The 26917-nt window shown below is 60.5% G+C and carries 29 protein-coding genes; 23 read left to right on the top strand and 6 right to left on the bottom strand.

Features of this window, described 5'->3' with window-relative positions; translation table 11 throughout:
* Positions 1 to 38: 38 nt before the first annotated feature.
* The 3 genes from I6L38_RS16055 (at position 39) to I6L38_RS16045 (ending at position 3790) form a co-directional block, all read left to right on the top strand.
* Positions 39 to 1664 (top strand): iron ABC transporter permease, encoded by a 1626-nt coding sequence (locus tag I6L38_RS16055; RefSeq protein ID WP_216988709.1) that lies wholly within the window; start codon positions 39 to 41, stop codon positions 1662 to 1664.
* A gap of 82 nt (positions 1665 to 1746) precedes the next feature.
* Positions 1747 to 2781, top strand: coding sequence for an ABC transporter ATP-binding protein (locus tag I6L38_RS16050; protein ID WP_216988708.1), 1035 nt, complete (start codon positions 1747 to 1749; stop codon positions 2779 to 2781).
* 103 nt (positions 2782 to 2884) lie between these two features.
* A complete protein-coding gene (locus I6L38_RS16045) occupies positions 2885 to 3790 on the top strand; it encodes a Dyp-type peroxidase (protein WP_024942028.1) in 906 nt (301 codons plus the stop codon).
* 82 nt (positions 3791 to 3872) lie between these two features.
* Here I6L38_RS16045 and argR read toward each other — a convergent pair whose 3' ends face one another.
* Entirely contained in the window at positions 3873 to 4343 is a 471-nt protein-coding gene (gene argR / locus I6L38_RS16040; RefSeq protein WP_005308670.1) for a transcriptional regulator ArgR, read from the bottom strand.
* A 201-nt stretch (positions 4344 to 4544) separates the two neighbouring features.
* Here argR and I6L38_RS16035 point away from each other — a divergent pair, with 201 nt between their 5' ends.
* The 6 genes from I6L38_RS16035 (at position 4545) to I6L38_RS16010 (ending at position 9567) form a co-directional block, all read left to right on the top strand.
* A complete protein-coding gene (locus I6L38_RS16035; protein ID WP_005308671.1) occupies positions 4545 to 5285 on the top strand; it encodes an ATP-binding cassette domain-containing protein in 741 nt (246 codons plus the stop codon).
* Between the two features lie 25 nt (positions 5286 to 5310).
* Positions 5311 to 6048, top strand: a complete 738-nt coding sequence (locus I6L38_RS16030; protein ID WP_054544063.1) for a transporter substrate-binding domain-containing protein — start codon at positions 5311 to 5313, stop codon at positions 6046 to 6048.
* Positions 6049 to 6051: 3 nt separating this feature from the next.
* Positions 6052 to 6702: an arginine ABC transporter permease ArtQ gene (gene artQ, locus I6L38_RS16025; protein ID WP_017782223.1), complete on the top strand. Its 651-nt coding sequence runs from the start codon at positions 6052 to 6054 to the stop codon at positions 6700 to 6702.
* A gap of 2 nt (positions 6703 to 6704) precedes the next feature.
* A complete protein-coding gene (gene artM / locus I6L38_RS16020; RefSeq protein ID WP_017780274.1) occupies positions 6705 to 7367 on the top strand; it encodes an arginine ABC transporter permease ArtM in 663 nt (220 codons plus the stop codon).
* A gap of 221 nt (positions 7368 to 7588) precedes the next feature.
* Positions 7589 to 8524: a malate dehydrogenase gene (gene mdh / locus I6L38_RS16015; RefSeq protein WP_005308680.1), complete on the top strand. Its 936-nt coding sequence runs from the start codon at positions 7589 to 7591 to the stop codon at positions 8522 to 8524.
* Between the two features lie 449 nt (positions 8525 to 8973).
* Positions 8974 to 9567 carry a tetratricopeptide repeat protein gene (locus I6L38_RS16010; protein ID WP_010635149.1) on the top strand — a complete coding sequence of 198 codons (594 nt, stop codon included), beginning with the start codon at positions 8974 to 8976 and terminating at the stop codon, positions 9565 to 9567.
* A gap of 102 nt (positions 9568 to 9669) precedes the next feature.
* On the opposite strand, the gene hmpA is transcribed toward I6L38_RS16010, so the two are convergent.
* On the bottom strand, positions 9670 to 10863 hold the full coding sequence (gene hmpA / locus I6L38_RS16005; protein ID WP_201881978.1) for an NO-inducible flavohemoprotein: 1194 nt from the start codon (positions 10861 to 10863) through the stop codon (positions 9670 to 9672).
* Positions 10864 to 10973: 110 nt separating this feature from the next.
* Between hmpA and I6L38_RS16000 the strand changes: the two genes are divergently transcribed.
* On the top strand, positions 10974 to 11441 hold the full coding sequence (locus I6L38_RS16000; RefSeq protein WP_005308686.1) for an Rrf2 family transcriptional regulator: 468 nt from the start codon (positions 10974 to 10976) through the stop codon (positions 11439 to 11441).
* 54 nt (positions 11442 to 11495) lie between these two features.
* Here the strand turns inward: I6L38_RS16000 and I6L38_RS15995 are convergent, their stop codons facing one another.
* Both I6L38_RS15995 and ccsA read right to left on the bottom strand, forming a co-directional pair.
* Complete coding sequence (locus tag I6L38_RS15995; protein ID WP_005308688.1) at positions 11496 to 12776, bottom strand: HlyC/CorC family transporter; 1281 nt, start codon at positions 12774 to 12776, stop codon at positions 11496 to 11498.
* Positions 12777 to 12819: 43 nt separating this feature from the next.
* Positions 12820 to 13611 carry an inner membrane protein YpjD gene (ccsA, locus tag I6L38_RS15990; RefSeq protein WP_005308690.1) on the bottom strand — a complete coding sequence of 264 codons (792 nt, stop codon included), beginning with the start codon at positions 13609 to 13611 and terminating at the stop codon, positions 12820 to 12822.
* A gap of 221 nt (positions 13612 to 13832) precedes the next feature.
* Here ccsA and ffh point away from each other — a divergent pair, with 221 nt between their 5' ends.
* The 5 genes from ffh to rplS all read left to right on the top strand — a co-directional run bounded on the left by ffh (position 13833) and on the right by rplS (position 17350).
* Positions 13833 to 15209, top strand: a complete 1377-nt coding sequence (gene ffh / locus I6L38_RS15985; protein ID WP_005308693.1) for a signal recognition particle protein — start codon at positions 13833 to 13835, stop codon at positions 15207 to 15209.
* Positions 15210 to 15391: 182 nt separating this feature from the next.
* The gene (gene rpsP / locus I6L38_RS15980) at positions 15392 to 15640 is read left to right on the top strand and encodes a 30S ribosomal protein S16 (RefSeq protein ID WP_005308695.1); all 249 of its coding nucleotides are present in this window, start codon (positions 15392 to 15394) and stop codon (positions 15638 to 15640) included.
* A gap of 24 nt (positions 15641 to 15664) precedes the next feature.
* Entirely contained in the window at positions 15665 to 16186 is a 522-nt protein-coding gene (gene rimM / locus I6L38_RS15975) for a ribosome maturation factor RimM (protein WP_005308697.1), read from the top strand.
* Positions 16187 to 16220: 34 nt separating this feature from the next.
* Positions 16221 to 16970 (top strand): tRNA (guanosine(37)-N1)-methyltransferase TrmD, encoded by a 750-nt coding sequence (trmD, locus tag I6L38_RS15970; RefSeq protein WP_005308699.1) that lies wholly within the window; start codon positions 16221 to 16223, stop codon positions 16968 to 16970.
* Positions 16971 to 17002: 32 nt separating this feature from the next.
* Positions 17003 to 17350: a 50S ribosomal protein L19 gene (rplS, locus tag I6L38_RS15965; RefSeq protein WP_005308701.1), complete on the top strand. Its 348-nt coding sequence runs from the start codon at positions 17003 to 17005 to the stop codon at positions 17348 to 17350.
* A 103-nt stretch (positions 17351 to 17453) separates the two neighbouring features.
* On the opposite strand, the gene I6L38_RS15960 is transcribed toward rplS, so the two are convergent.
* Complete coding sequence (locus I6L38_RS15960) at positions 17454 to 17783, bottom strand: isoamylase early set domain-containing protein (protein WP_005308703.1); 330 nt, start codon at positions 17781 to 17783, stop codon at positions 17454 to 17456.
* 81 nt (positions 17784 to 17864) lie between these two features.
* Positions 17865 to 18539, bottom strand: coding sequence for a DNA mismatch repair endonuclease MutH (gene mutH / locus I6L38_RS15955; RefSeq protein ID WP_201881980.1), 675 nt, complete (start codon positions 18537 to 18539; stop codon positions 17865 to 17867).
* Between the two features lie 733 nt (positions 18540 to 19272).
* Here mutH and rppH point away from each other — a divergent pair.
* From rppH to I6L38_RS15915, 8 genes are all read left to right on the top strand, one after another.
* A complete protein-coding gene (gene rppH, locus I6L38_RS15950) occupies positions 19273 to 19800 on the top strand; it encodes an RNA pyrophosphohydrolase (protein WP_005308708.1) in 528 nt (175 codons plus the stop codon).
* A 14-nt stretch (positions 19801 to 19814) separates the two neighbouring features.
* Positions 19815 to 22094, top strand: coding sequence for a phosphoenolpyruvate--protein phosphotransferase (gene ptsP / locus I6L38_RS15945; protein WP_043169270.1), 2280 nt, complete (start codon positions 19815 to 19817; stop codon positions 22092 to 22094).
* A gap of 67 nt (positions 22095 to 22161) precedes the next feature.
* Positions 22162 to 22989, top strand: coding sequence for a prolipoprotein diacylglyceryl transferase (gene lgt, locus I6L38_RS15940; RefSeq protein WP_017765294.1), 828 nt, complete (start codon positions 22162 to 22164; stop codon positions 22987 to 22989).
* Positions 22986 to 23780 carry a thymidylate synthase gene (gene thyA, locus I6L38_RS15935; RefSeq protein ID WP_042008720.1) on the top strand — a complete coding sequence of 265 codons (795 nt, stop codon included), beginning with the start codon at positions 22986 to 22988 and terminating at the stop codon, positions 23778 to 23780. The genes lgt and thyA overlap by 4 nt, the downstream gene beginning before the upstream one ends.
* Positions 23781 to 24006: 226 nt before the next feature.
* Positions 24007 to 25197, top strand: a complete 1191-nt coding sequence (gene nhaA, locus I6L38_RS15930; RefSeq protein ID WP_005308714.1) for a Na+/H+ antiporter NhaA — start codon at positions 24007 to 24009, stop codon at positions 25195 to 25197.
* Between the two features lie 20 nt (positions 25198 to 25217).
* Positions 25218 to 25601, top strand: a complete 384-nt coding sequence (locus tag I6L38_RS15925) for a hypothetical protein (RefSeq protein ID WP_005308716.1) — start codon at positions 25218 to 25220, stop codon at positions 25599 to 25601.
* The gene (nhaR, locus tag I6L38_RS15920) at positions 25588 to 26520 is read left to right on the top strand and encodes a transcriptional activator NhaR (protein ID WP_005308802.1); all 933 of its coding nucleotides are present in this window, start codon (positions 25588 to 25590) and stop codon (positions 26518 to 26520) included. Before I6L38_RS15925 ends, nhaR begins: the two co-directional genes overlap by 14 nt.
* Positions 26521 to 26569: 49 nt before the next feature.
* On the top strand, positions 26570 to 26872 hold the full coding sequence (locus tag I6L38_RS15915) for a metalloregulator ArsR/SmtB family transcription factor (RefSeq protein ID WP_005308804.1): 303 nt from the start codon (positions 26570 to 26572) through the stop codon (positions 26870 to 26872).
* Positions 26873 to 26917: the final 45 nt, after the last annotated feature.

The raw sequence follows: 26917 nt of genomic DNA, 5'->3' as shown, positions 1-26917 counted from the left end.
CAGATGGGGCCAAGGGCCCCATCAACCTCTGTGGACACATGAAAAATTTTGGATGGATTACCGGCAGCTGGGCCACCGCCCTGCTGCTGGCTTTGCCGGTGCTTGCCCTGGTCTTCTCCGCCTTCTCGGCTGACGGAGATCTGTTTCGCCATCTCGCCGATACGGTGCTTCCCGCTTATCTTGGCAATACCCTGGGGCTGGTTATCGGGGTGGTGCTGCTCAGTCTGCTGTTCGGCGTGCCCACCGCCTGGCTGGTGGCCATGTGTCAGGTGCCGGGGCGCCGTGCCCTGCAGTGGGCCTTGATGCTGCCCATGGCCATGCCCTCCTACATAGTGGCTTATGTCTACACGGATCTGCTCGACTACTCGGGCCCGTTGCAGGCGGGGCTACGCACCCTGTTTGACTGGCAATCCCCCGCCGATTACTGGTTTCCGGGCATCCGCTCCCTCGGCGGCGCCGCCTGGGTGCTGGCGCTGGTGCTGTTTCCCTACGTTTATCTGCTGACCCGCGCCTCCTTTCTGGAGCAGTCGGTCAGCCTCATTCACTCCAGCCGTCTGCTGGGCTGCACCCCCTGGCAGAGTTTTCGCCGCCTCAGCCTGCCGCTGGCGCGCCCGGCCATCATGGTGGCCGTCTCCCTAGTAGCGATGGAGACCCTGGCCGACTTTGCCACCGTCCACTTCTTTGCCATCAACACCCTGACCACGGCGGTCTACGACACTTGGCTCGGCTACGGCAGTTTGGCCACCGCCGCCAAGCTCTCCTGCCTGATGCTGCTGGCGGTAGTGCTGCTGATCGCGATGGAGCGTCGCTCCCGCCAGCGCCAGCAGGTGTTCCAGAAGTCGATGGGTCACGAACAGCCGTTGCGCTACCCGCTCAAGGGGGCGCGACGCTGGTTGGCTGCGCTCTGGTGCTGGGGGCTGGTGCTGGCCGGCTTCGGCCTGCCATTCGTCATCCTGCTGGATTATGGGGTGCGTTATTTCGAACTCTCCTGGACGCCGGAGTTTGTCCGCTTCGCCGGCAACAGTCTGCTCATCTCGGCGCTGACCGCCCTGCTGGCCATGGGCATTGCCCTGCTGCTCGGCTTCTGCCGTCGCCTCGATGGCGGGCCCAAGAGCCTGTTGCCCCTGCGCATAGCTGCCATGGGTTACGCCATGCCGGGTACCGTGCTCGCCATCGGGGTGCTGGTGCCGCTCACCGCCCTCGACTTTGCCATCAACGATCTGGCCGAGTGGCTGGGGCGTCAGGGGCCTGGGTTGCTGCTGACCGGCACCCTCACCGCCATCGTGTTCGGCTATCTGGTGCGCTTCGTGGCCATCGCCATTGGCTCGGTGGAGAGCAGCATGGGCAAGATCTCCCCCAGCCTCGACATGGCGGCCCGCTCCCTGGGGCAGGGAGATGGCGCCATGCTGCGGCGGGTACACCTGCCGCTGGTGCAGCGCGGCCTGTTTGCCGGTGCCATGCTGGTGTTCATCGAATCCATGAAGGAGCTGCCTGCCGCCCTGCTGCTGCGGCCGTTCAACTTCGATACCCTGGCGACCCACGTCTACCAGTTCGTGTCGGACGAGATGCTGGAGCGCGGCGCGCTCGGCGCCATCGTCATCGTGCTGGTGGGGTTGTTGCCGCTGATCTGGGTCAACCGCAACCTGGATGGGGCGGGGCACTGAGTCGCCACGTCGGCCAATGAAATTGCATGCAGTGTGCTGAGCCGAAAGGCCGCACACCGCCAGAAATGAGAGGAAGTCAGCCTTGTCCTGTTTGCAGGTTGAAAATGTCAGTTGCCGTTACAACGGCCGCAATGTGCTGGAACAGCTCTCCCTGACGGTGGCCGACAACGAGATCGTCTGTCTGCTGGGGGCCAGCGGTTGCGGCAAGACCACGCTGCTCAAGGCCATCGCTGGCCTGCTGCCGCTGGCGGAGGGCACGATTCGCCTCGGCGATACCCTGCTCGACGGGCCGGGTGCCAGCGTGCCGCCCGAGGCGCGCAACATCGGCATGATCTTTCAGGATTACGCCCTCTTCCCCCACCTGACGGTGGCGGACAACGTCGGCTTCGGTCTGACCCGGCTCGATCGCCGTGCCCGCCAGCAACAGGTGGACGAAGCGCTGGCGCTGGTCAATCTGCAGGGGCTGGGGGATCGCTATCCGCACCAGCTATCCGGTGGCCAGCAACAGCGGGTGGCCATCGCCCGGGCGCTGGTGTGCAAGCCGAGATTGATGCTGCTGGACGAGCCCTTTTCCAACATCGACACCCAGGTACGGATGAAGCTGATCCTCGAGATCCGCGCCCTGCTCAAGCAGCAGGGGATCGGCGCCATCTTCGTCAGCCACAGCAAGGAGGAGGCCTTTGCTTTTGCCGATCGGCTGGCGCTGTTTCGCGCGGGTCACATTGAGCAGGTGGGCCAGCCTGAGCAGCTCTATCGTCGCCCCCAGAATCGCTTCGTGGCGGAGTTTCTCGGCGGGGTCAACTACCTGGCGGCCGAGGTGGTGGACAGCCACTGCGTGCGTACGGCGCTCGGGGTCATCTGTGGCAGCGAGCCTCACGGCCGGGAAGCGGGTGAGCTGCTGCAACTGATGCTCAGGCCCCAGCAGCTGCTGCTGGAGAGCGCCGCGGATGGCGAGCTCAAGGTGGTGGAGCAGCAGTTCTTAGGCCACCACTGCCGGGTGTTGTTCGAGAGCGGCGAGCTGCGGTTGGAGGCGAGCATCGGCGAGCCGCTGGAGGGCGCGCGGGCGCAGGTCAGGGTGACCCCTCACGCCCTGGTGTTGTTTGACCCTTTACCCTGAACGCGTGATATCGTCGTGAAATCAATGAACTGGAACCGCGCTGGTTTATAATCGCGCAACGCCAATTGCCCATATCGCCAATGTCTGTTCAGGGGAGAGATATATGAAAGCCCAAGCCGGGATCTGTGCCGAGCCCAATCTGCACGCCCTCTATCTGATGTTCAACCGCACCGGTGACGCCGCCGAGCTGGTGGCCCGTCTGGCCAGGCTGCCGGCCCTGTGGGAGGCGGTGGCCGCCGATTTCCCCGCTGCCGGCTTCAGCGGTCTGGTCGCCGTCGGTGCCGACGCCTGGGATGGCCTCTATCCCGCCGCCCGTCCGCCCCAGTTCCGCGGCTTCATGGCGCAATCCGCCAACGGCCAGGAGGCCCCCAACACTCCGTTCGATCTGTTCGTGCAGCTGCGCGCCGATCGGGTGGATGTGCTGCACCACGCCGGTCAGCGCGTCATGGCCCTGCTGGCCGGGCTGGTGGAGCTGGCGGAAGAGGTGCGCGGTTTTCGCAACCTCGACTGCCGCGACCTGACCGGTTTCGTCGACGGCACCGAGAACCCGCAAGATGAGCACCGCGCCGAAGTGGCGTTGCTGGCCGATGGCGAGTTTGCCGGCGGCTCCTACATCCACGTGCAGCGCTGGGTCCACGCCATGAGCGACTGGGAGAAGCTGGCGCAAAAAGAGCAGGAAGACATCATAGGTCGCACCAAGGTCGACAACATCGAGTACGAGTCGGCCGACAAGCCGCTGACCGCCCACATCAAGCGGGTCAACCTCAAGACCCCGAAGGGGGAGTCCATGGAGATCCTGCGCCAGAGCATGCCCTGGGGCACCATGACCGAGCAGGGGCTCTACTTCATCTCCTGCTGTCGCACTCCGCTGCACTTCAACGCTATGCTGGCCAGCATGTACAAGGGGGAGGGCAGCCACTTCGATCACCTGCTGCGCTTCACCAGGGCGGTGACCGGCGCAGCCTTCTTCGCTCCCTCAGAAGATTTTCTGGTAGGGCAGGGCAAATAAGCTCGACCCGCAGATAACAAAAATCCCGGCCTTGGCCGGGATTTTGCGTTCTGGAGCAACCGCCACGGGGCGGTTGCCGCCCTTACGGCGTCTGTTCGAACAGCTCGAGGGCGGAGAGGTAGAGCTCCTCGATGTCGGTGTCGCTGGTCGGGGTGATGAAGATGGTGTCGTCACCGGCGATGGTGCCGAGGATCCCTTCGGCCTTGCCGAGGGAGTCGAGCAGGCGGGCGATCAGCTGGGCCGCACCCGGGCTGGTATGGATCACCACCAGAGCGCCGTTGTGGTCGACATCCAGCACCAGATTCTTGAGCGGGCTGGAGGTGGTGGGCACGCCCAGTTCCACCGGCAGGCAGTAAACCATTTCCATCTTGGCATTGCGGGTGCGAACGGCGCCGAAGCGGCTCAGCATGCGCGATACCTTGGACTGGTTGATGTTTTCGAAGCCCATCTCTTGCAGGGCAGTCACTATCTCTGCCTGGGAGCCAAATCGTTCTTCTTTCAGCAAGGCTTTAAAGGCCTTGGCCAGTTTTTCTTGCTTGTCGTTATGCTTCATCTTGGACTCACGAATGAGGAGGTTTGGCTGCCTGTCACGCTCAGGCGGCAGATATGAACAGCGTGCCCATTTTGCATTCATATGCCTATTTTTGCAAGGAAGCGGCGCTTGTTCTGCATATTGATTCAAATATAGCTTGCATCCACCCATGCCAGCGTTAGAATCAGGACGAAATTTTGAAAACTTATTCAATTGGGCTGTATGGGTATTGAATTAATCGGTATCGAAAAATCCTGGCACAAGGTGCCGGTACTGCAACAGGTCAGCTTTCGGACCGCACCCGGTGAAACCCTGGTGCTGCTGGGTCCGAGCGGTGCCGGCAAGAGTTCTCTGCTGCGCATGATGAACCTGCTGGACACCCCGGATGCCGGTGTCCTGCGCATCGGTGAAAGTGAATTTTCTTTCCCCTCCAGCCTCTCCACCGCCGAGTTCAACCGCCAGACCCAGGCGCTGCGCCGCAAGGTGGGCATGGTGTTCCAGCAGTACAACCTGTGGCCCCATCTCACCGTGATGGAGAACCTCATCGAGGCGCCGGTCAAGCTGCTCGGCATGAGCAAGGCGGCGGCCATGGAGAAGGGGGGCTATCTGCTGGCCCAGCTGCAACTGGCCGACAAGCGCGACGCCTGGCCGGCCCGTCTCTCCGGTGGTCAGCAGCAGCGGGTGGCCATCGCCCGTACCCTGATGATGGATCCCCAGGTGCTGCTGTTTGACGAGCCGACCGCAGCCCTCGACCCCGAGATCACCAAGGAAGTGGCGGAGATCATCCGCAACCTTGGCCAGACCGGCATCACCCAGGTGGTGGTGACCCACGAGGTGGAGTTCGCCCGCAAGGTGGCCAGCCAGGTGATCTATCTGGAGAAGGGGCGGATCATCGAAGCGGGCTCCGCCGCCATTTTCCAAGCCCCGCAAACCAGCCGGTTTGCCGAATTCTTGATGCATTGATATTCAAATCGATAAGGAAGCTGTCATGAAAAAGAGTCTGTTGCTGATCGCGGCCATGGGCCTGCTGAGCACCCAGGTGCTGGCAAAAGAGATCAAGTTCGCCACCGAGGCCACCTACGCACCGTTCGAATACCTGGACGACAAGAACGAGTTCCAGGGGTTTGACATCGACCTGGCCCGCGCCATCTGTGAACAGGCCAAGCTGGAGTGCAGCTTCCACAACCAGGCTTTTGACAGCCTGATCCCCAGCCTGAAATTCCGTCGCTACGACGCCGCCATCGCCGCCATGGACGTGACCCCGGAGCGGGCCGCCCAGGTCGATTTCTCTGACATCTATTACCAGAACTCCGCCGTGTTCGTGACCAAGAAGGACGCCTTCAAGGGGCCGGAAGATCTGGTGGACAAGACTGTCGGCGTGCAAAACGGCAGCTCCCACCAGTCCTATCTGGTGGACAACTGGGTGAGCAAGGGGCTGCTGACCGTGCCCTACGCCAGCTACCAGAGTGCCTTCCTCGACATGATGAACGGCCGTACCGACGGCGTGTTTGCCGATACTGCGGTCGCCGCCGACTGGCTCAAGCAGCACAAAGAGTACAGCGTGATCGGCGCACCTGTGACTGACGCCAAGTACTTCGGTACCGGTTTTGGCATCGCGGTGGCCAAGGGCAATCAGGAACTGCTGACCCAGCTGAACAAGGGGCTGGCCGACATCAAGGCCAACGGCACCTATCAGAAGATCTACGACAAATATTTCGCGCACTAAGCCATGTTGAGCCTGTTGTTGGATGCAGCCTGGATGACCCTCGGGCTGGCCCTGGCCTCCCTGGTCGGGGGCATGGTGCTGGCGCTGGCGTTCAGCGCCGCCGAGCTGAGCAAGCAGCGCGCTCTGGTGTGGCCGGTGGCCACCCTCACCACGCTTATTCGCGGGTTGCCCGAGTTGCTGGTGGTGCTGTTCATCTACTTCGGCTCTACCCAGGTGCTGTTCCTCATCACCGGCGAGTACGTGGAGTTCAGCCCGTTCGCCTGCGGCGTGCTGGCGCTCTCCCTGCTGTTCGCCAGCTACGCCACCCAGACCCTGCGGGCCGCCCTCAATGCGGTGCCCGCCGGGCAGCGGCTGGCGGCGTTGGCGCTCGGCCTTGGCAAGCGTCACATCTTCTTTCGCATCGTGCTGCCCCAGGCCTGGCGTCACGCCCTGCCAGGGCTCGGCAACCAGTGGCTGGTGCTGCTCAAGGACACTGCACTGGTGTCGCTTATCGGGGTGAACGAGATGATGCGCCAGGCCCAGATGGCCTCGGCCAGTACCTATCAACCCTTCACCTGGTATGCGGCGGCGGCCCTCATCTACCTGGCCATCAGCCTGGTGAGTGAGTTCGGCTTGAAGCAGGCAGCCCGCTATACCCGCCGTTACGGAGGCTGATCATGCAGGATTACCTGATGACCCTGCTGGGTGGCCTGGCGATTACTCTGCAACTGACCGCCGGCAGTCTGCTGCTGGGCGTGCTGATGGCGGCAGCCATGACCTGGGTGCTGGAGCGCCGCATCCCGGTGGCGACCCAGCTGGTGCAGCTGTGGGTGCTGGTCTTCACCGGCACGCCGCTGCTGATCCAGATCTTCCTCATCTACTACGGGCCGGGCCAGTTTGCCTGGCTCAAAGAGGGGCCGCTCTGGCCGTTGCTCAAGCAGCCCTGGTTCTGCGCCGTGCTGGCGCTCGGCTTCAACACCGCCGCCTACTCCACCCGCTTGTTCAAGGGGGCGCTCGATGCCATCCCGGCCGGTGAGGTAGAGGCCTGCCGCGCGCTCGGCTTCTCCGCCGGCCAAACTCTGTGGATGAAGGTGCGTCACGCCGCCCGGCGACTGGTACCCGCCTACTCCAACGAGGTGATCCTGGTGCTCAAGGGGAGTTCGCTCGCCAGTACCATCACCATCATGGATGTGATGGGGCTGGCCCAGCGCCTCAATGCCCAGACCTATGACACCCTGGCGGTGTTCACCGTGGCCGGTGCCCTCTACCTGACCATGAACGGATTGTTAACAATTGGTTTTCGTTGGTGTGAACGCAGGGCGTTGGCCTTCCAGGGCTGAAGTCGGCAGATCTACCTATTAATGGTGAGGGTAAGTGCAGGAAATCTGTGCTTCCCCTCCAATTTTTTGCATTTTCCCCCATTTTTATTCGCCGCCTGTTTATTGGCTCACAGAACCTGTGATTACAACTGTTATCAGATTGTTTTTTAGGGGGGGATCCTTTAAGGTTGGGCGCACAACAAGAAACAACCTTAAACCTACGCTTAAACATGGAGTTGATCATGAAAGTTGCCGTTCTGGGTGCCGCCGGTGGCATCGGCCAAGCCCTCGCTCTGCTGTTGAAAAACCGTCTGCCTGCTGGTTCCGAATTGAGCCTGTATGACATCGCTCCGGTGACCCCGGGCGTGGCGGTCGATCTGAGCCATATCCCGACTGACGTGAAAGTAAAAGGTTTCTGCGGTGAAGACCCGAGCCCGGCTCTGGTCGGCGCCGATGTCGTGCTGATCTCCGCCGGCGTGGCGCGCAAGCCCGGCATGGATCGTTCCGACCTGTTCAACATCAACGCCGGCATCGTCAAGAATCTGGTGGAAAAGTGCGCCGCCTCCTGCCCGAAAGCGCTGATCGGCATCATCACCAACCCGGTCAACACCACGGTCGCCATCGCCGCCGAAGTGCTGAAGAAAGCCGGTGTCTATGACAAGCGTCGCCTGTTCGGCGTCACCACCCTGGACGTGATCCGTGCCGAGACCTTCGTGGCCGAGGCCAAGGGTCTGAACGTCGACAAGGTGCGCGTCAACGTGATCGGTGGCCACAGTGGCGTGACCATTCTGCCGCTGCTCTCCCAGATTGAAGGTGCCAGCTTCACCGCCGACGAAGTGGCCGCCATGACCAAGCGTATCCAGAACGCCGGTACCGAAGTGGTGGAAGCCAAGGCCGGTGGCGGTTCCGCCACTCTCTCCATGGGCCAGGCTGCCTGCCGTTTCGGTCTGTCGCTGATCAAGGGTCTGCAGGGTGAAGCCAACGTCATCGAGTGCGCCTACGTGGAAGGCGACGGCAAGCACGCCACCTTCTTCGCGCAGCCCATCCTGCTTGGCAAGAACGGCGTCGAAACCGTGCTGGACTACGGCAAGCTGAGCGCCTTCGAACAAGAGGCGATGGATGGCATGCTGGCCACCCTGAAAGCCGATATCCAGCTGGGTGTCGACTTCGTCAAGTAAGGCGTCCGGATGGACAGCAAGGGGAGCTTCGGCTCCCCTTTGTCGTTATGGGCAGGTGGTGCCGGACTAAGGGGATGTCGCCGGCTGCCGATAACAGGGTGCTGCAGGAGATCCTTATGATGAAACCCATTACCCTTGTCGGCCTGCTCTGTTTGCTGACGCCCCCATTGCTGACGGGCCAGGCGCAGGGGGCCGAGCCTTCCACCTCTGCCGCCACCGCGACGAGCGGGGCCACGCCGGCGGCCAGTGCGCCGGCGCAGCCGGAGGTTGCCGCCCCGTCCTCTGCTGAGGCTCCCGCACCGGCGGCCGTGCAAACTACGGCAACGCCATCCGCCAACCCCTCTGCACCGGTTGCGGCAACGAGTACAACACCCGCCGCTGCGCCAGCGGCAGCCCCCATTCCCGCGCCTGTCGCTGCAGAGGGCGACCGTTCGCCGAACAATCGTCCCATGACCAGCACCCCGGCCAGCGGCCTGACCGTGGACAGCGGCGCGCTGCAGGCGGTGCCGCTCTATCGCCAGGACGAGCTGCTCAACTGGATTGAGCAGGGCCGCCACCTGCAGCAGGTCAAGCAGGACAGGTGCCAGCTCACCCAGGATATCGAGGTGCGGGCCGAGGTGATGAAGATCCCCTCTTATCAGTTTCTGTGGGGGGACATGCTGGCCTGGGGGGTCTGCATCAAGCCCAATGCGGAGCTGGGGGTGAAATTCATGTGGGATGCGGCCAATCAAGGGCTGGCGCCGGCGCTGGAGCAACTGGGTCGCTACTACTGGAAGGGCACCCTGGTGCAAAAGGACCTGCTCAAGGCCGAGACCCTGATGCGGGAGGCCGCCAGCCTGGGCTTCCAGCGGGCGCAGATCGAGTGGGTGGAGATGCTGTTGCAGGGCATGGGAAGCCCACTGGACTACGAGGAGGCGTATCACTGGCTGCACGGCGCCGTCATCGGTGACAAGGCCACCCACCAGAAGGCGGCGAGCCTGCTCAGCCGGCTCGGCAATCGCATGCCCGCCAACGCCATCGCCCGTGCCAAGGCGATGCACTGATCCCAAAAAATGACCCACGGATCTGCATCCGTGGGCCGGGAGGGGCCAGCCGCCGTGCCGTGACAGGCTGGCCCCTCATCAAGTTATAGTGATCCGCCCGCCTTACAGATCTTGGTGGGGACCAAAAACTTCGTAATGGAGCTGGCCGGCCGGAATACCCGACGCGATCAGCTGCTGCTTGACGGCCTGCATGAAGCCAAGAGGGCCACAGAAGTAGTAGTGGGCCTGCGGCGTGATGCGCTCCTGCACGGCACTCAGATCCATGGTGCCGGCATGATGGTACTCTTCGCCCTGCACGTCACTGGCCTGCGGCTCCCGATACCAGACCCGGCTCAACAGGTTGGCGTGCTGGCGGGATTTTTGCTGAATATCCTCCCTGAAGGCATGCACGGCACCCTGTTCGCAGGCGTGCAGCCAGGTGATGTCGGCCTGATGGCTGCTCGTCAGCAGCTGGTTGAGCATGCTCATCATCGGCGTGACACCCACACCGGCCGAGAGCAGTACTACCGGGGTATGGCCATCGGCTTTCAGGTAGAAATCGCCGGTGGGCGGCATCAGCTCCACTTGATCGCCCTCCTGCAGATGATCGTGCAGCAGGTTGGAGACCTGGCCGTGCGGCTCGCGCTTGACGCTGATGCGGTAGTGCTGGCCATTGGGGGCATCGGAGAGGGAGTACTGGCGGATCTCCTGATACTCGAGCTCGGGATGGACCAGCTTGATGCTGAGGTACTGGCCCGGTTTGAAGTCCAGCACCGGCTTGCCATCCACCGGCGCCAGCAGGAAGGAGGTGATGAGCTCGCTCTCGACCCGCTTCTCCTTGATCAGGAAGGGGCGGGGGCCTTGCCAGCCACCGATCTCGTTCGCCTTCTCCTGATAAATCTCGCTCTCGCGGCCGATGAAGATGCTGGCGAGCACGCCGTAAGCCTTGCCCCAGGCATCCAGCACCTCGTCGGTGACCGCACTTCCACCCAATTCTTTGAGCGTGGCCAAGAGATGACTACCTACAATGTGATATTGTTCTGGCTGGATCAGGAAACCCGTGTGCTTGTGGGCGATGCGTTCCACGGCACCGGCCAGTGCCCCCAGGTTGTCGATGTTCTTGGCGTAGGCCGCCACCGCATTGAACAGCGCCAGCGGCTGACCGCCGCTGCGCTGGTGCGCCAGGTTGAAAATGTCCTTCAGCTCCGGGTTATGGCTGAACATGCGCTGGTAGAAGTGCTGGGTGAGCGCGGGGCCCGCTGATTCGAGCAAAGGGATGGTGCTTTTGATGACGGCGATGGTGGCTTGGTCTAACATAGGGGTTCCTTGCTAATTGAACATCTAGAATGTCACTTAATAAGCTGCATCCTAGATGTTTATTTGATCTGAATCAATAATCAATTTCCGCGTGATGCGACACAGGCACTATGAGACTAACTAGCTATACCGATTTTGGATTGAGAGCCCTGCTCTATCTGGCGACCCTGCCGGAGGGCGAATTGTCTAGCGTGGCCAAGGTCTCCGCCTTGTATGACGTCTCCCGCAACCACATGGTGAAGGTGGTGAACCAGCTGGTGAAACTGGGTTACCTGCAGTCCCAGCGCGGCAAGAATGGCGGCATTCGCATGGCCTGCGCGCCGGAGAGCATCAACATCGGCCAGGTGATCCGGGCGCTGGAAGGGAACCTGGACGGCATCGACTGCAACTCGCCGGCTTGCCACATCGTCTCTGTCTGTCTGCTGAAGAGTGCCCTGAAAGAGGCGATGAATGCGTTTCTGGCGGTGATGGACAGCTACACGCTGCAGGATCTGCTGGCCAATCGCGACGAGCTGCAGCAGGTCTTCGGCGAGTTGATCCCGACCCTGGTGCTGGAGCCTGGCGACGAAGATGAGTGAGCCGATCGCCGGCCAATGACGCAATAGAAAAAGGCTGCCATCGGCAGCCTTTTTTCAATCTTCCAGTCCCGACTCGTTTCGGTACAACGCCGGCATGATCCGCGCCATCTTCACCATGTTGTTCTCCACTTCCAGGATCTCGATGGGGTAGCCGGCCAGCCGCAGGCTGATGTTGGGTTGGGGGATCTCCTCCAGATATTCGAGGATGACGCCGTTAAGGGTACGGGGCCCGTCGATGGGCAGCTGCCAGTTCATCTCCTTGTTGAGCTCGCGGATGCTGGCCGAGCCCTCCACCAGGAAGGAGCCATCCGGCTGGGGATGGATCTCGTCGCTGGGCGCCGGGGTCATGGAGGTGGTGAAGTCGCCCACTATCTCTTCCAGGATGTCGTCCAGGGTGATCAGCCCCTGAATGTCGCCATACTCGTCGACGATGAGGCCGATCCGCTCCTTGTTGCGCTGGAACTTGGCCAGTTGCACGTTGAGGGGCGTCCCTTCCGGAATGAAGTAAATTTCGTCCACTTCCCGCAGCAGGCTCGACTTGTTGAACTGATCCTTGGCCATCAGGCGCAGCGCGTCGCGGGCGTGCAGAAAACCCACCACGTCGTCGATGTTGTCGCGATAGAGCAGGATCTTGGTGTGGGCGCAGTGGGCCAGCTGACGCAGTATGGTCTTCCAGTCATCGTTGATGTCGATGGCGTAGATCTCGCTGCGCGGCACCATGATGTGTTCCACCGTCATCTTGTCCAGATCCAGGATGCTGAGCAGCATCTCCTGATGGCGCTGGGGGATCAGACTGCCCGCCTCGTTGACGATGGTGCGCAGCTCCTCGGTATTGAGGGAGTCATCCTTGTTCGGATTGATCTTCAGCAGCTTGAGCAGACCGCTGGTGATGCCATTGATCATCCAGACGAAGGGGGCAAGCGGCACCATCAGCCCCTTGAGCACCCAAGATGCTGGATAGGCGACTTTCTCCGGGAACATGGCCGCCAGGGTCTTGGGAGTCACTTCACCAAACACCAGCACGATCAGGGTCAGGCCGAAAGTGGCGATGGCCACCCCCAGATCCCCGAATAGACGAATACAGACGATGGTGGCGATGGCTGACGCCAGGATGTTGACCAGGTTGTTGCCGATCAGGATCAGCCCCAGCAGGCGGTCGGGCCGGGAGAGCAGTTTCTCCACCCGACGGGCAGCCTTGTGCTTGGTCTGGGCCAGATGCCGCAGCTTGTAACGGTTGAGCGACATCATGCCGGTTTCAGAACTTGAGAAGAAGGCAGACATGAGGATCAAGATAACGAGAACAATCAGCAATGTACTCGTTGAGATACTGTCCAAGAAGGGCTCCTGTGGGACTGTGTGATGAAGAAGTAGTGGGCGTTCAGCTCAGCAGCACTTCTTTGACGAAGCGGCTGCCGAAGTAGGCCAGGGTCAGAATGAAGCTGCCGATCAGGCTCAGGGTGATCACCTTGCGACCACGCCAGCCACGGGTATGGTGGCCCCACAGCAGCAGCACGTAGACGCACCAGGCCAGGATCGAGAGGATGGCCTTGTGGGATTTGCCCTGGGCGAACATGTCTTCGAGGAAGAAGAGGCCGGAGGCAATGGAGAGGGTCAGCAACAGGACGCCGGCCGAGATGAGCTGGAACAGCCGCTTCTCGACCGTCATCAGGGGCGGCATGGCCGGCAGCTGGCTGATCTTGCGCGTCTTCAGTTGCCGGTCCAGACAGGCGAGCTGCAGCGCAAACAGGCAGGCGATCATCAATACCGAGTAGGCCATCAGCGCGAGGCCGATATGCAGCAGCAGCTGGGGATGGGCCTCCAGGTGGGTGATATAGCGACCGGGAATGAGGGCGCTGGCGGCCAGCAACAGGGCCGAGAAGCTGTAGACCACCGGCAGCAGGATCCAGCCGTTGAAGCGGCGGGTGACGCAGGTCATGAAGCAGCTGATGATGAGACTGACCAGCGAGGCCACGTTGAGCATGCTCAGATTCTGCCCTGAGTGGGTTACCAGCACCTCGCCGGAGAGGGCGGCGCCATGGGCGATCAGGGCCAGTCCGATGCAGGCAAACAGGGGGGCTTGTCCCACTGGTTTGGCACTGAGCAGCAGGTGCAGAGAGGCGATGATGGCCAGCAGATAGAACGCCAGGGCCAGAACAGAGATCACGATCATAACCGGGTCGTTGTCGAGCAAGCGATTGGGAACAGGAAGGGCAGTATACCTTGCACAAGATGTGCTCGCCAGTTGTGCTGCCGCCGATCTGCCCATATATAGGCAGCATGTTGGGCCAGCCGCACAGGGCTGACCTCAGCCGAGTGCGGCGAATAATCGTCCTCATCGTGCGAGTGAGGTATAATGCCTCCCATTTGTTACGCCAAGAACCGGAATGCGTCATGTTTGAGAATTTGACTGAACGACTCTCGCGCACCCTGCGCAACGTCAGCGGCCGTGGCCGCCTGACCGAAGAGAACATCAAGGATACCTTGCGCGAAGTTCGCATGGCGCTGCTCGAGGCGGACGTCGCCCTGCCGGTGGTGCGTGACTTCGTCGCGCGCGTCAAGGAGCGGGCGGTGGGCCAGGAAGTGGCCAAGTCCCTGAGCCCGGGCCAGGCCTTCATCAAGATTGTGCACGGCGAACTGGTCTCCGTGATGGGGGAGGCCAACGAGCAGCTCAATCTGGCGGCCCAGCCGCCGGCCATCATCCTGATGGCGGGTCTGCAGGGTGCCGGTAAGACCACCACGGTCGGCAAACTGGCCAAGCTGCTCAAGGAACGCAACAAGAAGAAGGTGCTGGTGGTCAGTGCGGACGTCTACCGCCCGGCGGCCATCAAGCAGCTGGAGACCCTGGCCGGCGACATCGGCGTCGACTTCTTCCCGAGCGATGCCAGCCAGAAGCCGGTGGACATCGCCAACGCGGCCATCGATCAGGCACGCAAGAAGTTCTATGACGTGGTGATCGTCGATACCGCCGGTCGTCTGCACGTCGATGGCGAGATGATGGAGGAGATCAAACACCTTCACGCCACCATCAAGCCGGTGGAGACCCTGTTCGTGGTCGACGCCATGACGGGTCAGGATGCCGCCAACACCGCCAAGGCGTTCAACGAGGCGCTGCCGCTCACCGGCGTGATCCTCACCAAGGCGGACGGCGATGCCCGTGGCGGTGCCGCCCTGTCGGTGCGCCACATCACCGGCAAGCCGGTCAAGTTCATCGGTATGGGCGAGAAGACCGACGCGCTGGAGCCGTTCCACCCGGATCGTCTCGCCTCCCGCATCCTCGGCATGGGCGATGTGCTCTCTCTCATCGAGGAGGTGGAGCGCACCGTCGATAAAGAGAAGGCAGCCAAGCTGGCCAGCAAGGTCAAGAGTGGCAAGGGCTTCGATCTGGAAGACTTCCGCGAGCAGCTGGCCCAGATGCGCAACATGGGCGGCATGATGGGGATGCTCGACAAGCTGCCCGGCATGTCCGGCCTGCCGGACAACGTCAAGGATCAGATGGATGACAAGCTCACCGTGCGGATGGAGGCCATCATCAGCTCCATGACACCCAAGGAGCGTGCCCATCCCGACCTCATCAAGGGCTCCCGCAAGCGCCGTATCGCCGCGGGCTCCGGCATGCAGGTGCAGGACGTCAACAAGCTGCTCAAGCAGTTCACCGAGATGCAGCGCATGATGAAGAAGATGTCCGGCAAGGGTGGCATGCGCAAGATGATGAGCCAGATGAAGAACATGCTGCCTCCCGGCTTCGGTGGCGGCCGCGGTCCGTTCTGATTATTCGGGCTGACGTTGAGTGCGAGGGTCTGCCAGCGGCAGGCCCTTTTCATTGCGGCTCTGCGCAAAAAATGGCTGGCTTGGTTGCAATTATTACGAATCCAAGTAGAATTATGCGGCTTATTTTAAGCTAGGGTCCGCGTGTTTGCGGGCCTTGTTCATTAGATGTTAATGAGGACGATATGGTAACCATTCGTTTACAACGTGGTGGCGCGAAAAAGCGTCCGTTCTACCAGGTAGTAGTTGCTGACAGCCGTAACGCCCGCGACGGTCGTTTCATTGAGCGCGTTGGTTTCTTCAACCCGGTTGCTTCTGGTAACGCTGAAAAGCTGAACCTGGACCTGGCTCGTATCGAGCATTGGGTTGCTACTGGTGCCGCTGTTTCTGACCGCGTTGCCAAGCTGATCAAAGACGCTGCCAAAGCTGCTTAATCAGCCAAACGGTAAGGAGTTAAGGTGGAAAAACCTGTAGTTCTGGGCACCCTGGGTACCGTTTACGGCATCAAGGGCTGGCTTAAAGTGAACTCCTTCACCGATGTTGCCGAAGCGATTTTCGATTACAACCCCTGGCTGATCAATCAGAACGGGGTGTGGCGTGAAATTCAGGTTTCATCCTGGAAGCGTCACAACAAGGGTCTGATCTGCAAACTCGATGGTATCGACGTGCGCGAGGATGCCCTGGCATTGACCAATGTCGAGATTGGCGTAGCCGCCGATCTGTTGCCTGCGTTGCCTGAGGGCGAGTTCTACTGGCGTGACCTGATTGGTTGCTCGGTAGTGACCACCAAGGGATACGACATGGGCAAGGTGACCGAATTGATGGAAACCGGCTCCAACGATGTGTTGGTGGTTGAGGCCAATGTAAAAGATGCCTTTGGTGCGAAGGAGCGGTTGATTCCGTTCCTGGAAGAGCAGGTGATCAAGAATATTGATCTGACTGCTCGAACAATCGAAGTTGATTGGGATCCTGGTTTCTAGTTTCCCGCGCTAACACGGGTGCCGGAGGTTTCTTATGTGGATTGGGGTGATTAGCCTCTTCCCTGAAATGTTCCGAGCCATTACCGAGCACGGGGTAACGGGTCGGGCCGTCAAGAGTGGCCTGCTGCAGATTGAGTGCTGGAACCCCCGGGACTTTACCCACGACAAACACCGTACGGTCGATGATCGTCCTTATGGTGGTGGGCCCGGCATGCTAATGATGGTTCAGCCGCTGCGTGACGCGATTCATGCAGCCAAGCAAGCGGCGGGAGACGGGGCGAAAGTCATCTATCTCTCTCCTCAGGGACGCAAGCTGACTCAAGCGGGCGTGACCGAGTTGGCGACGAATCAGAAACTGATTCTGGTAGCCGGTCGATACGAAGGTATCGATGAACGCGTGATACAAACCGAAGTCGACGAAGAGTGGTCTATCGGGGATTACGTGTTAAGTGGTGGCGAGTTGCCTGCCATGACCCTGATCGATGCGGTTTCGCGTCTGGTCCCAGGGGTTTTGGGTGATCAGGCCAGTGCCGAGCAGGACTCCTTTACGGACGGTCTGCTGGATCATCCCCACTATACTCGGCCGGAGGTGTTGGATGGGCTGGCGGTGCCCGAGGCGCTGACAAGCGGCAATCACGAAGTGATTCGACGCTGGCGTCTCAAGCAATCGCTCGGACGAACCTGGCAAAGAAGGCCGGAACTTATTAACAACCTAGCTCTGACTGACGAGCAAGAATCACTTCTTGCCGAGTATGTCCGCGAAGTGCGTGACAGCGTTAAGTAGAGTTTTCAGTTTATCCTAGGTAAGGAAAGACAATGAGCAAGATTATTCAGCAGCTTGAACAAGAGCAAATGCGTACCGACATCCCGGCTTTTGCCCAGGGCGACACCGTACGTGTTCAAGTTCGTGTTAAAGAAGGTGGTAAAGAGCGTCTGCAGGCTTTCGAAGGCATCGTGATTGCCAAGCGTAACCGCGGTCTGCACTCTGCTTTCACCGTTCGCAAGATCTCCAACGGCGAAGGTGTTGAGCGTGTATTCCAGACTCACTCTCCGCTGATCCACAGTGTAGAACTGAAGCGTCGTGGTGATGTTCGCCGCGCCAAACTGTACTACCTGCGCAACCTGTCCGGTAAAGCTGCTCGTATCAAAGAGAAGCTCAACTAATTCGATTCGAATTGGTGTCGATATGTCGGCGAAATGCTCGACAGGTAGTGAAAAGGCTCGCCAATGGCGAGCCTTTTTTGTATCCACTTTCGGGTGTGCCGGCTCAACCTGGCTGGCTGACCCGCACCACTGAGTTGTCTCGCCCGAAGGGGCCGGGTACGTAGTCATCCGCCGCCCAGTCGTTGTCGTAGCGGGTCTCCCCGTTCGGCTGAACCAGCTGATAGCAGTATTCGAAATGGCTGGGGCCATCGGTCGGCAGGTTGAGGGTGGTCTTGAACTCACCGCTCTTCATCCGCTTGAGCTCGATGGGTTGCCACTGGCTGAACTCTCCCAGCAACAACACCTGCTCGGCCTCTCCCGCGGCCTCTCTTTCCACCGCAAAGGTCACCTTGACCTCGGGGCGGGACTTGAGAAATTGCTTGTTGATCGGCATGACGCCTCCTTGTCCTGATTGCGAAAAATAGCGACTGTCTATTTTTATATCACTTTATGACAAGGATGTTGATAACAGAGATCAAGCGGGCAGGGCAAAGTGGCGCTGCAGCAGGCCGTGGGTGAAACCTATCTTGAGGTAAAAACCGCGGGGCAGGGTCAGGATCGGCTGGCCATTGCGACCGATGGCCCGGGTCAGCGCCTTGTTGTTGGCCGCCTTGGGACGCAGTTGCAGCACCTGGCCGTGGCGGGCGCTGATCTGCTCCACCTCTCCCAGCACTATCATGTCCATCAGCTCTTCCCAGTCCTGGCGCAGCAGCATCTCCTCCTCTTCATTCGGACTCCACAGCAGCGGCATGCCGATCCGGCGCTCGCCGATGGGGATCTCTCGGCTGCCCTCCACCGGGATCCAGAGCACGCGGGAGAGCTTGTTGCGCACGTTGGACTCCTCCCAGTGCTGGCCGCTGACACCGATCAGCGGTGCCACGCAGACGAAGGTGGTTTCCAGCGGCTTGCCCTGAGGATCGATGGGGATCGTCTTGAGCTCGATGCCGAGATCCGGGAAGTCCTGCTCCGGCTTGCTGCCGGCGCTCGCTCCCAGCTGCCACTCGATTAGCTGGCCGACCCAGCCCTTGTCCCGACGCAGATCCGCCGGCACGGCGATGTTGGCGTCGGCGGCCAGCTGGGCCAGGGTGAAGCCGGCCATGGCGTAGGCGCGGGCCAGCAGTTCCTGTTCGGAGCGGGGGTTGGCGGGCATGAGTGACTCCTGCAAAGAGGGATTATTCTAGCAACTCTGATCCTCCCTGAGGATCGCTGTTTTTATAACCGATCCTGGCAGGGGTATGCACAGGGGGAGCAGTTTTGTGTGTAAGTGTTTATCGTAATGATTTTAAAGGAATTTGTCTCCAATTTATCGATGGGCGTAGCGCTGGATCCTGCCTTGAAATAGTTGTCCAAGGGTTTGCTCGCGCTGTTTCACACAGTTATCCACAGAAATCTTGGATAACTGCTTAAAAGTAGGAATAGTCACCCTGTTGTTACAAAAAAATGTGAAACGGCACCGATTTTTGCGGCGATATCGGGGCAGATAGTGTGCCACTCCTGTGGATAAAATAGCCGTGGTGGATCTTTGAACAGTCGAACTTGTTCACAATCCGGATCCCGGATCGCCGGCGGTAAAAGACATGGATCTTGATCCAGCATTCTTTGTTTAACACCATGTATTTAAATACATATTTTGTTTTATATTGCATCCTGTATGCTGCGGGGCAGTTTGGAGCAGATAAATAAAACTACTGTATATACCCGCTTGCTCACAGGCTTATGCACAGTCTGGGTGGGCAAATTGTAGGATCTGATCCTTTAATTTGTTTATAAGTTTGCTTGAAATCGAAAGTTATTCATGAATGGGGGATTGCAGTCCTTGTTTGCTGCCACGAGGTGAATGTGGAACAATCCCCTTATAGATTCAGCCTTTATAAGGTGATCACGTGATAGATGGCGATGGGTTTCGTCCCAATGTCGGAATCGTGATCTGTAACCGTGACGGACAAGTATTGTGGGCCAAGCGTTATGGGCAGCACTCCTGGCAGTTTCCGCAGGGAGGAGTTGATGACGGTGAGACGCCAGAGCAGGCCATGTATCGTGAGCTGTATGAGGAGATAGGCCTCAAGCCCGAGGATGTGACCATCATGGCGACCAGTCGCAACTGGTTGAAGTATCGCTTGCCAAAACGCCTCGTTCGTTGGGACAGTTCACCGGTCTGTATTGGCCAAAAACAAAAATGGTTCCTGCTGCAGCTGGATCCGGGCAGGGAGTCCAGGATCCAGTTCGGTTGTCATGGTCATCCGGAGTTTGATGACTGGCGTTGGGTCAGCTTCTGGTACCCGGTGCGTCAGGTGGTTTCCTTCAAGCGGGAAGTCTATCGCCGGGTGATGAAGGAGTTTGCCCCGCTGGCGATGCCGGTGCCGGCAGTGCAGGTCAACAAGAAGGATGGGCGGCGTAATCGCGCCCGCTAAGGAGCACAGATTAGTTGTTAACGGAACTCAGACGCATCGTCGAAAGCATGGCCGAAGCCAATACCCTCGAGCTGGCCTTGCAGGCATTGGTCAGCCAGACCCGGCTGGCCATGTCGGTGGACTGCTGTTCCGTTTACGTCTCCGAACCTGAAATGCGCCGCTACCGGCTGGCTGCGACCGACGGTCTGGCCGAGTCGGCGGTGGGCAAGGCCACTCTGCCGTTCGAGCAGGGTATCGTCGGCCTGGTAGGTCAACGCGAAGAGCTGATCAACCTGGCCGATGCCCCCTCCCACCCCAGTTTCAAATTCCTGCCCGATGTGGCCGAAGAGGCGTTTCGCTCCTTCCTCGGCGCTCCCATCATGCATCAGCGCCAGGTGGTGGGCATTCTGGTGGTGCAGCAGAAGGAGAGCCGCCTCTTCGATGAGGGGGAGGAGTCCTTCATGGTCACCCTGGCGGCCCAGCTGGCGGCGCGAATCGCCCAGGCTCAGGCCAAGGGGTGGCTGCAGAAGACCGACTGGAGCAAGCCGCTGCGCGGCATTGCCGGGGCCAGCGGCATCGCCATGGCCAAGGCCTGGGTGTGGCGGCCACGCAAGGAGCTGCGCTCCATCACCCCGCGCAAGGATGAGGATCACGCCAGCCAGCTGGCGCGGCTGAACGTGGCGGTGGAAGAGGTGCGCCACGACCTGGAGAGTCTGGCCCTGCGTTTTCGCGAGAGTTACAGCCAGGACTCGGTGGCGATCTTCGATATCTACCTGCATCTGCTGGACGATCCCGGCTACATCAAGCCGATCCGCAACAAGGTGAGCAAGGAGCACTGGACGGCGGTCTCGGCGGTCAAGCTCATCAGCGATCGTCTCATCGAGCAGTTCAAGGGGATGAAGGATCCCTATCTGCAGGAGCGCTCCACCGATGTGAAGGACATCGCTCAGCGGCTCATCAGTCGGCTGGTGCAAAACGAGCCCGAGCACATCGCCATCGGCGAGCCGGTGGTGCTGGTTGCCGATGAGGTGACGGCCACCATCCTCGCCGAGGTGCCCCGCGAGTTCCTGACCGGGGTGGTGTCCCTCAAGGGGGGCACCAACTCCCACGCCGCCATCCTGGCCCGCGCCATGGGGGTGGCGGCCATCATGGGGGTGGATCTGCCGCTCGGCGACATCGGTGGTCGCATGTTGGTGGTCGATGGCTACAGCGGCGATCTCTTCATCGAGCCCAATCAGGTGATCCTGACCGAGTATCGTCAGCTGCTGAGCGAAGAGCGGGCGCTCGATACCCTGGTGCGCAGCGTCGACAACCAGCCCTCCGAGACTGCCGATGGCGTGCCTGTCTCTCTGCTGCTCAACGCCGGCCTCAGCGCCGACACCGAGATCTCTCTCAATCAGCTGGCGGACGGGGTCGGCCTCTATCGCACCGAGATCCCCTTCATGCTGCAGGACAGCTTCCCCTCCGAGTGGGAGCAGACCGCCCGCTATCGCGGCATTCTGGAGACCTATCGCAACCGGCCGGTCTGCATGCGGACCCTGGATGTGGGGGGTGACAAGCAGTTGCCCTATTTCCCCATCGTCGAGGAAAATCCCTTCCTTGGCTGGCGGGGGATCCGGCTCACCCTGGATCACCCCGAACTGTTCCTGGTGCAGCTCAAGGCAATGCTGCGGGCCAGCGAAGGGCTGGACAATCTGGCCATCATGCTGCCGATGATCAGCAGCGTCAGTGAAATCAAGGCCTCTCGCCGCCTGCTGGATCAGGCCTGGCGCGAAGTGTCGGAAGAGGCGGCCAGCCGTGAGGCGGTGATCCGCTACCCGAGCCTCGGGGTGATGATCGAGGTGCCTTCCGCCCTCTACATCCTGCCCGAGATGGCGCCGCTCATCGACTTCTGGTCGGTGGGCAGCAACGACCTGACCCAGTACCTGCTGGCGGTGGATCGCAACAACGCCCGGGTCGCCAACATCTACGACGCCTTCCATCCGGCGGTGATCCGTGCCCTGCAGCTGCTGGTCGATGCCTCCCGTCGCTACCAAAAACCGGTCTCGGTCTGTGGCGAGCTGGCCGGTGATCCGGTCGGGGTGTTGCTGCTGCTGGCCATGGGCTATCGTCGCTTCAGCATGAACACCCACAACATCGCACGCATCAAGTACGTACTGCGCCAGGCCAACCTGAGCGAGCTGACTGTGCTGCTGACCGACGGCCTCAAGCACGACAATCCCCATGTGCTGCGCGGCCTGTTTGCCCGCTATCTGGAAGAGCACGGTCTGGGCGGTTTGCTGCGTGCCGGTCACAAAACGAAACAGTCTGATTGATAATCATGCCTTGTCCCTGCTGACGAATGATCGGAAAATGCGGCTTTTCTTATGACTGGGGCCGCTTATGCAGCACGATGGATATTGGGTTTTCTCGCAGATTGATCCCGTAGCATTCAGTTTGGGACCACTATCGGTACGCTGGTATGGTCTCATGTACCTGTTTGGCTTCGCCTTTGCCATGTGGCTGGCGGGGCGTCGCGCCGATGCGCCGAACAGCGGCTGGACCCGCAACGAGGTGTCCGACCTGCTGTTTTACGGCTTCCTCGGGGTGATCCTGGGTGGTCGGGTCGGTTACGTGCTGTTCTACAACTTCGACATGTTCCTGGCCGATCCTCTCTACCTGTTCAAGATCTGGACCGGTGGCATGTCGTTCCACGGCGGCCTGATCGGGGTCATCACCGCCATGGTCTGGTTTGCCCACAAGACCAAGCGCCACTTCTTTACCGTGGCCGATTTCGTGGCACCGCTCATTCCGTTTGGCCTCGGCGTCGGCCGCATCGGCAACTTCCTCAACGGCGAGCTGTGGGGTCGGGTCACCGATGTGCCCTGGGCCATCATCTTCCCGGAGGCGGGCCCCGAGCCGCGCCACCCCTCCCAGCTCTACCAGTTCGCACTGGAAGGGGTGGTACTGTTCATCATCCTCAACCTGTTCTGGCGCAAGAACCCGCCGCGCGGCGCCATCTCCGGCATGTTCCTGCTGTTCTACGGCCTGTTCCGCTTCCTGGTGGAATTCGTACGCCAGCCTGACAGCCAGCTGGGGCTCTACTTCAACGAGATCAGCATGGGCCAGATCCTCTCTACTCCGATGATCCTCATCGGTGCCCTGATGATCTGGGCCGCCTACAAGCGCCCGCAGCTGTTCGGCAACGCCGTGAAGGAGGCAAAACAATGAGAGCCTATCTCGACCTGATGCAGAAGATCCTGGATGAGGGGACCGTCAAGTCCGACCGTACCGGCACCGGCACCGTCTCCCTGTTCGGCCATCAGATGCGCTTCAACCTGGCCGAAGGCTTCCCGCTGGTGACCACCAAGAAGTGCCACCTGCGCTCCATCATTCACGAGCTGCTCTGGTTCCTCAACGGCGACACCAATACCGCCTATCTGAAAGAAAATGGTGTCAGTATCTGGGACGAGTGGGCCGACGAGAACGGCGATCTTGGCCCGGTCTACGGCGCCCAGTGGCGCTCCTGGCCGGCGGCTGACGGGTCTGTCATCGACCAGATCCAGAAGGCGGTGGACGACATCAAGCACAACCCGGATTCCCGTCGCATCATCGTCTCCGCCTGGAACGTGGGCGAGCTGGACAAGATGGCGCTGGCTCCCTGCCACGCCTTCTTCCAGTTCTACGTGGCGGACGGCAAACTCTCCTGCCAGCTCTACCAGCGCAGCTGTGACGTCTTCCTCGGCCTGCCGTTCAACATCGCCAGCTATGCTTTGCTGACCCACATGATGGCCCAGCAGTGCGACCTGGAGGTGGGGGACTTCGTCTGGACCGGTGGTGACGTGCACCTCTACTCCAACCACATGGAGCAGACCGCGCTGCAGCTCTCCCGCGAGCCGCGCCCGCTGCCGACCCTGCTGATCAAACGCAAGCCGGACTCCATCTTCGACTACCGGTTCGAGGATTTCGAGATCGAGGGTTACGACCCCCATCCCGGCATCAAGGCGCCCGTCGCCATCTGATGTGAAAGGCGCCCATGAGGCGCCTTTTTTATGCATAAAAACCACAGAATATTCATTCTTATGGGGGAGTTTCGAGTGATATCCGCCCGAGAAAAAACCTGCTTATAGCAGGCATGTTTGATTTTGCCTTCGGTTTTTTCGTTGTATTTCGCAGTAAGAAACGATTTTTCACGGATTGTTATCGGATATAGACTCAAATCAAAGTAAGACTGTGGATATTTTAACCATGAGCGACGTAATCAAGAAGTTCCTCAAACTGGAGGCCGCCTCCGGAATAATTCTGATCATGGCAGCCATGCTGGCCATGATTCTGGCCAACAGCGGCCTGGCCGGCAGCTATCAGGCTTTCCTCGATACCCAGGTGCAGGTGCGCATTGCCGCCCTCGACATCAACAAGCCGCTGCTGCTCTGGATCAACGACGGCTTCATGGCTGTCTTCTTCCTGCTGGTCGGCCTCGAGGTGAAGCGCGAGATGCTGGAGGGGGCCCTCTCTTCCCGGGTGCAGGCCACCTTCCCGGCCATCGCGGCGGTGGGCGGCATGCTGGCGCCAGCCCTGATCTATGCCTTCTTCAACTACTCGGACGAAGTGGCGCGTGCCGGCTGGGCCATTCCCGCCGCCACCGACATCGCCTTTGCCCTCGGGGTGATGGCGCTGCTGGGCAAGCGGGTGCCGGTGAGTCTCAAGGTGTTTCTGCTGGCGCTGGCCATCATGGATGACCTGGGGGTCATCATCATCATCGCGCTGTTCTACACCCAGCAGTTGTCGCTGACGGCGCTGGCGATCGGCATCCTGGCGACCCTGACCCTGCTGTGGATGAATCGCCGCGGCGAGGATCGGATCAGCCTCTACATGCTGGTCGGGCTGGTGCTCTGGGTGGCGGTGCTGAAGTCGGGCGTCCATGCGACCCTGGCCGGCGTGGTGGTGGGCTTCATGATCCCGCTCAACGGCAAGCGTTATGAGTCGCCACTCAAGCATCTGGAGCATGCCCTGCACCCCTGGAGTGCCTACCTGATCCTGCCGCTGTTCGCCTTTGCCAACGCCGGGGTGTCGCTGGAGGGGATAGGTCTCTCCTCCCTGCTGAGCCCGGTGCCCATGGGCATCATGCTGGGGCTGTTCATCGGCAAGCCGCTCGGGGTGTTCACCATCAGCTGGCTGTCGGTCAAGCTGGGCATTGCCCAACTGCCACCTGGGGTCAACTTCAGACAGATCTTTGCGGTCAGCATTCTGTGCGGCATCGGCTTTACCATGTCGATGTTCATTGCCTCGCTGGCCTTCGAGCACGGCGGATTGGATTACGGCAGCTACTCTCGCCTCGGGATCCTGGTGGGATCCACCCTGGCGGCGATCGTCGGTTATCTCGCCCTGCGCATGGCGCTCCCGAACCGGGAGGCCGATCAAAGCACGGAGGGGTTATGAAAAGAGTAGGATGGTGGGCCATGCTGGCGCTGAGCCAGGCGGCCTGGGCCGGCAGTCTGCAGGATTGCCAGCAGGATGCAGCCTCGGCCAGCTGCTCGGCCTACCTCAGCGGCGTGGTCGACAGCGCCCTGCTGCTGGGGGACAAGCAGGCCAAGGCGCAGTTTGGTGAGACCTTCGCCGAGCGGGCACTGAGCAGCCGGGCCGGCGAGCGGGTCAAGCAGTCCAACAAGCGCTACTGCGGGGAACGGATGCCGGATCCGGTCAGCCTCAAGGCCCACCTGCAGGAGCAGTTCGGCGCGAACAAGGTTGACTCGATCAGCGACATGTATGACATTCTGGCGGCTGAACTCAGTTGCTACCGGAGCCCGCGCCAGGCGGGAACCCCATCGGATGTCACACCTTAACTACAACCATCTCTATTATTTTTGGATGACCCAGAAGAAGGGCTCCGTCACGCAAGCGGCGGAAGCCCTCTTCTTGACGCCGCAGACCGTCACCGGCCAGATCAAGCTGCTGGAGCAGCGCCTCGGCGGCAAATTGCTGATAAGAAAGGGGCGCTCCCTGGAGGCTACCGAGCTGGGCCAGCTGGTATTCCGCTATGCCGACAAGATGTTCAGCCTCTCCTACGAGATGCTGGATATCGTCAACTACCGCAAGGAGAGCCAGATCCTGTTCGACGTCGGCATCGCCGACGCCCTCTCCAAACGCCTAGCCAGCCGGGTGCTGCTCTCCGTCATCCCCAATGATGGCTCCATCCATCTGCGCTGCTTCGAATCGACCCACGAGTTGTTGCTGGAGCAGCTGAGCGAACACAAGCTCGACATGATCCTCTCCGACTGCCCGGTGGACTCCAGCCAGCACGCCGGCCTGCTCTCCAAGCGACTTGGTGGTTGCGGGGTCAGCTTCTTCTGCAAGGCGCCGCTGCCATCGCTGCCGTTTCCCGCCTGTCTGGAGGAGCGCAAGCTGCTGATCCCCGGCCGGCGTACCGCCATGGGTCGTCAGCTGACCCAGTGGTTCGAGCAGCAGGGGGTCTCCCCCAGCATTCTCGGCGAGTTTGACGATGCGGCCCTGATGAAGGCGTTCGGCTTCTTCAACCAGGGCATCTTCATGGCACCCACCATCTACCGGGAGGAGATCCTGGAAGGGGAGGGGGTGATGCTGCTGGGCGAGACCCAGGATCTGATGGAGGAGTACTACGTCATCTTCGCCGAGCGGATGATCCAGCACCCGGCGGTAAAACGGGTGTGCGAGAGTGATTTCTCCTTCCTGTTTGCCGGCCAGGAGGACTTTGCCATGATTCAACCGGCAACCCTGTCATTTTAAATTGACGGGCCACAGAGTATGATTCTTGCCTCGAACGAGAGGGAATGAGATGCAACTGGAAGAGATGGAGGCCAATGCGAGCCGGGCGGTGGCACTGCTCAAGGCGCTGGCCAATGAACGGCGGCTGTTTATCCTGTGTCAGCTGCTGGAGCGGGAGCTGTCGGTGGGGGAGCTCAACGAGCGGCTTGGTCTGAGTCAGTCGGCGTTGTCACAACACCTGGCCGTGCTGCGGCGGGATGAACTGGTGGAGACGCGCAAGGAGGCCCAGACGGTCTACTATTCGCTGCGCAGCTACGAGGTGCGCGAGATGATAGGGTTGCTGCACAAGTTGTACTGCAGCGAACAGAAATAAAAAACCGGCACAAAGGCCGGTTTTTTCAGCTTTATCAGCAGACGC

The organism is Aeromonas sp. FDAARGOS 1408 (assembly GCF_019048665.1).
GTDB classification, from domain to species: domain Bacteria; phylum Pseudomonadota; class Gammaproteobacteria; order Enterobacterales; family Aeromonadaceae; genus Aeromonas; species Aeromonas dhakensis.
This window is presented reverse-complemented; position numbering and strand designations above follow the sequence as displayed.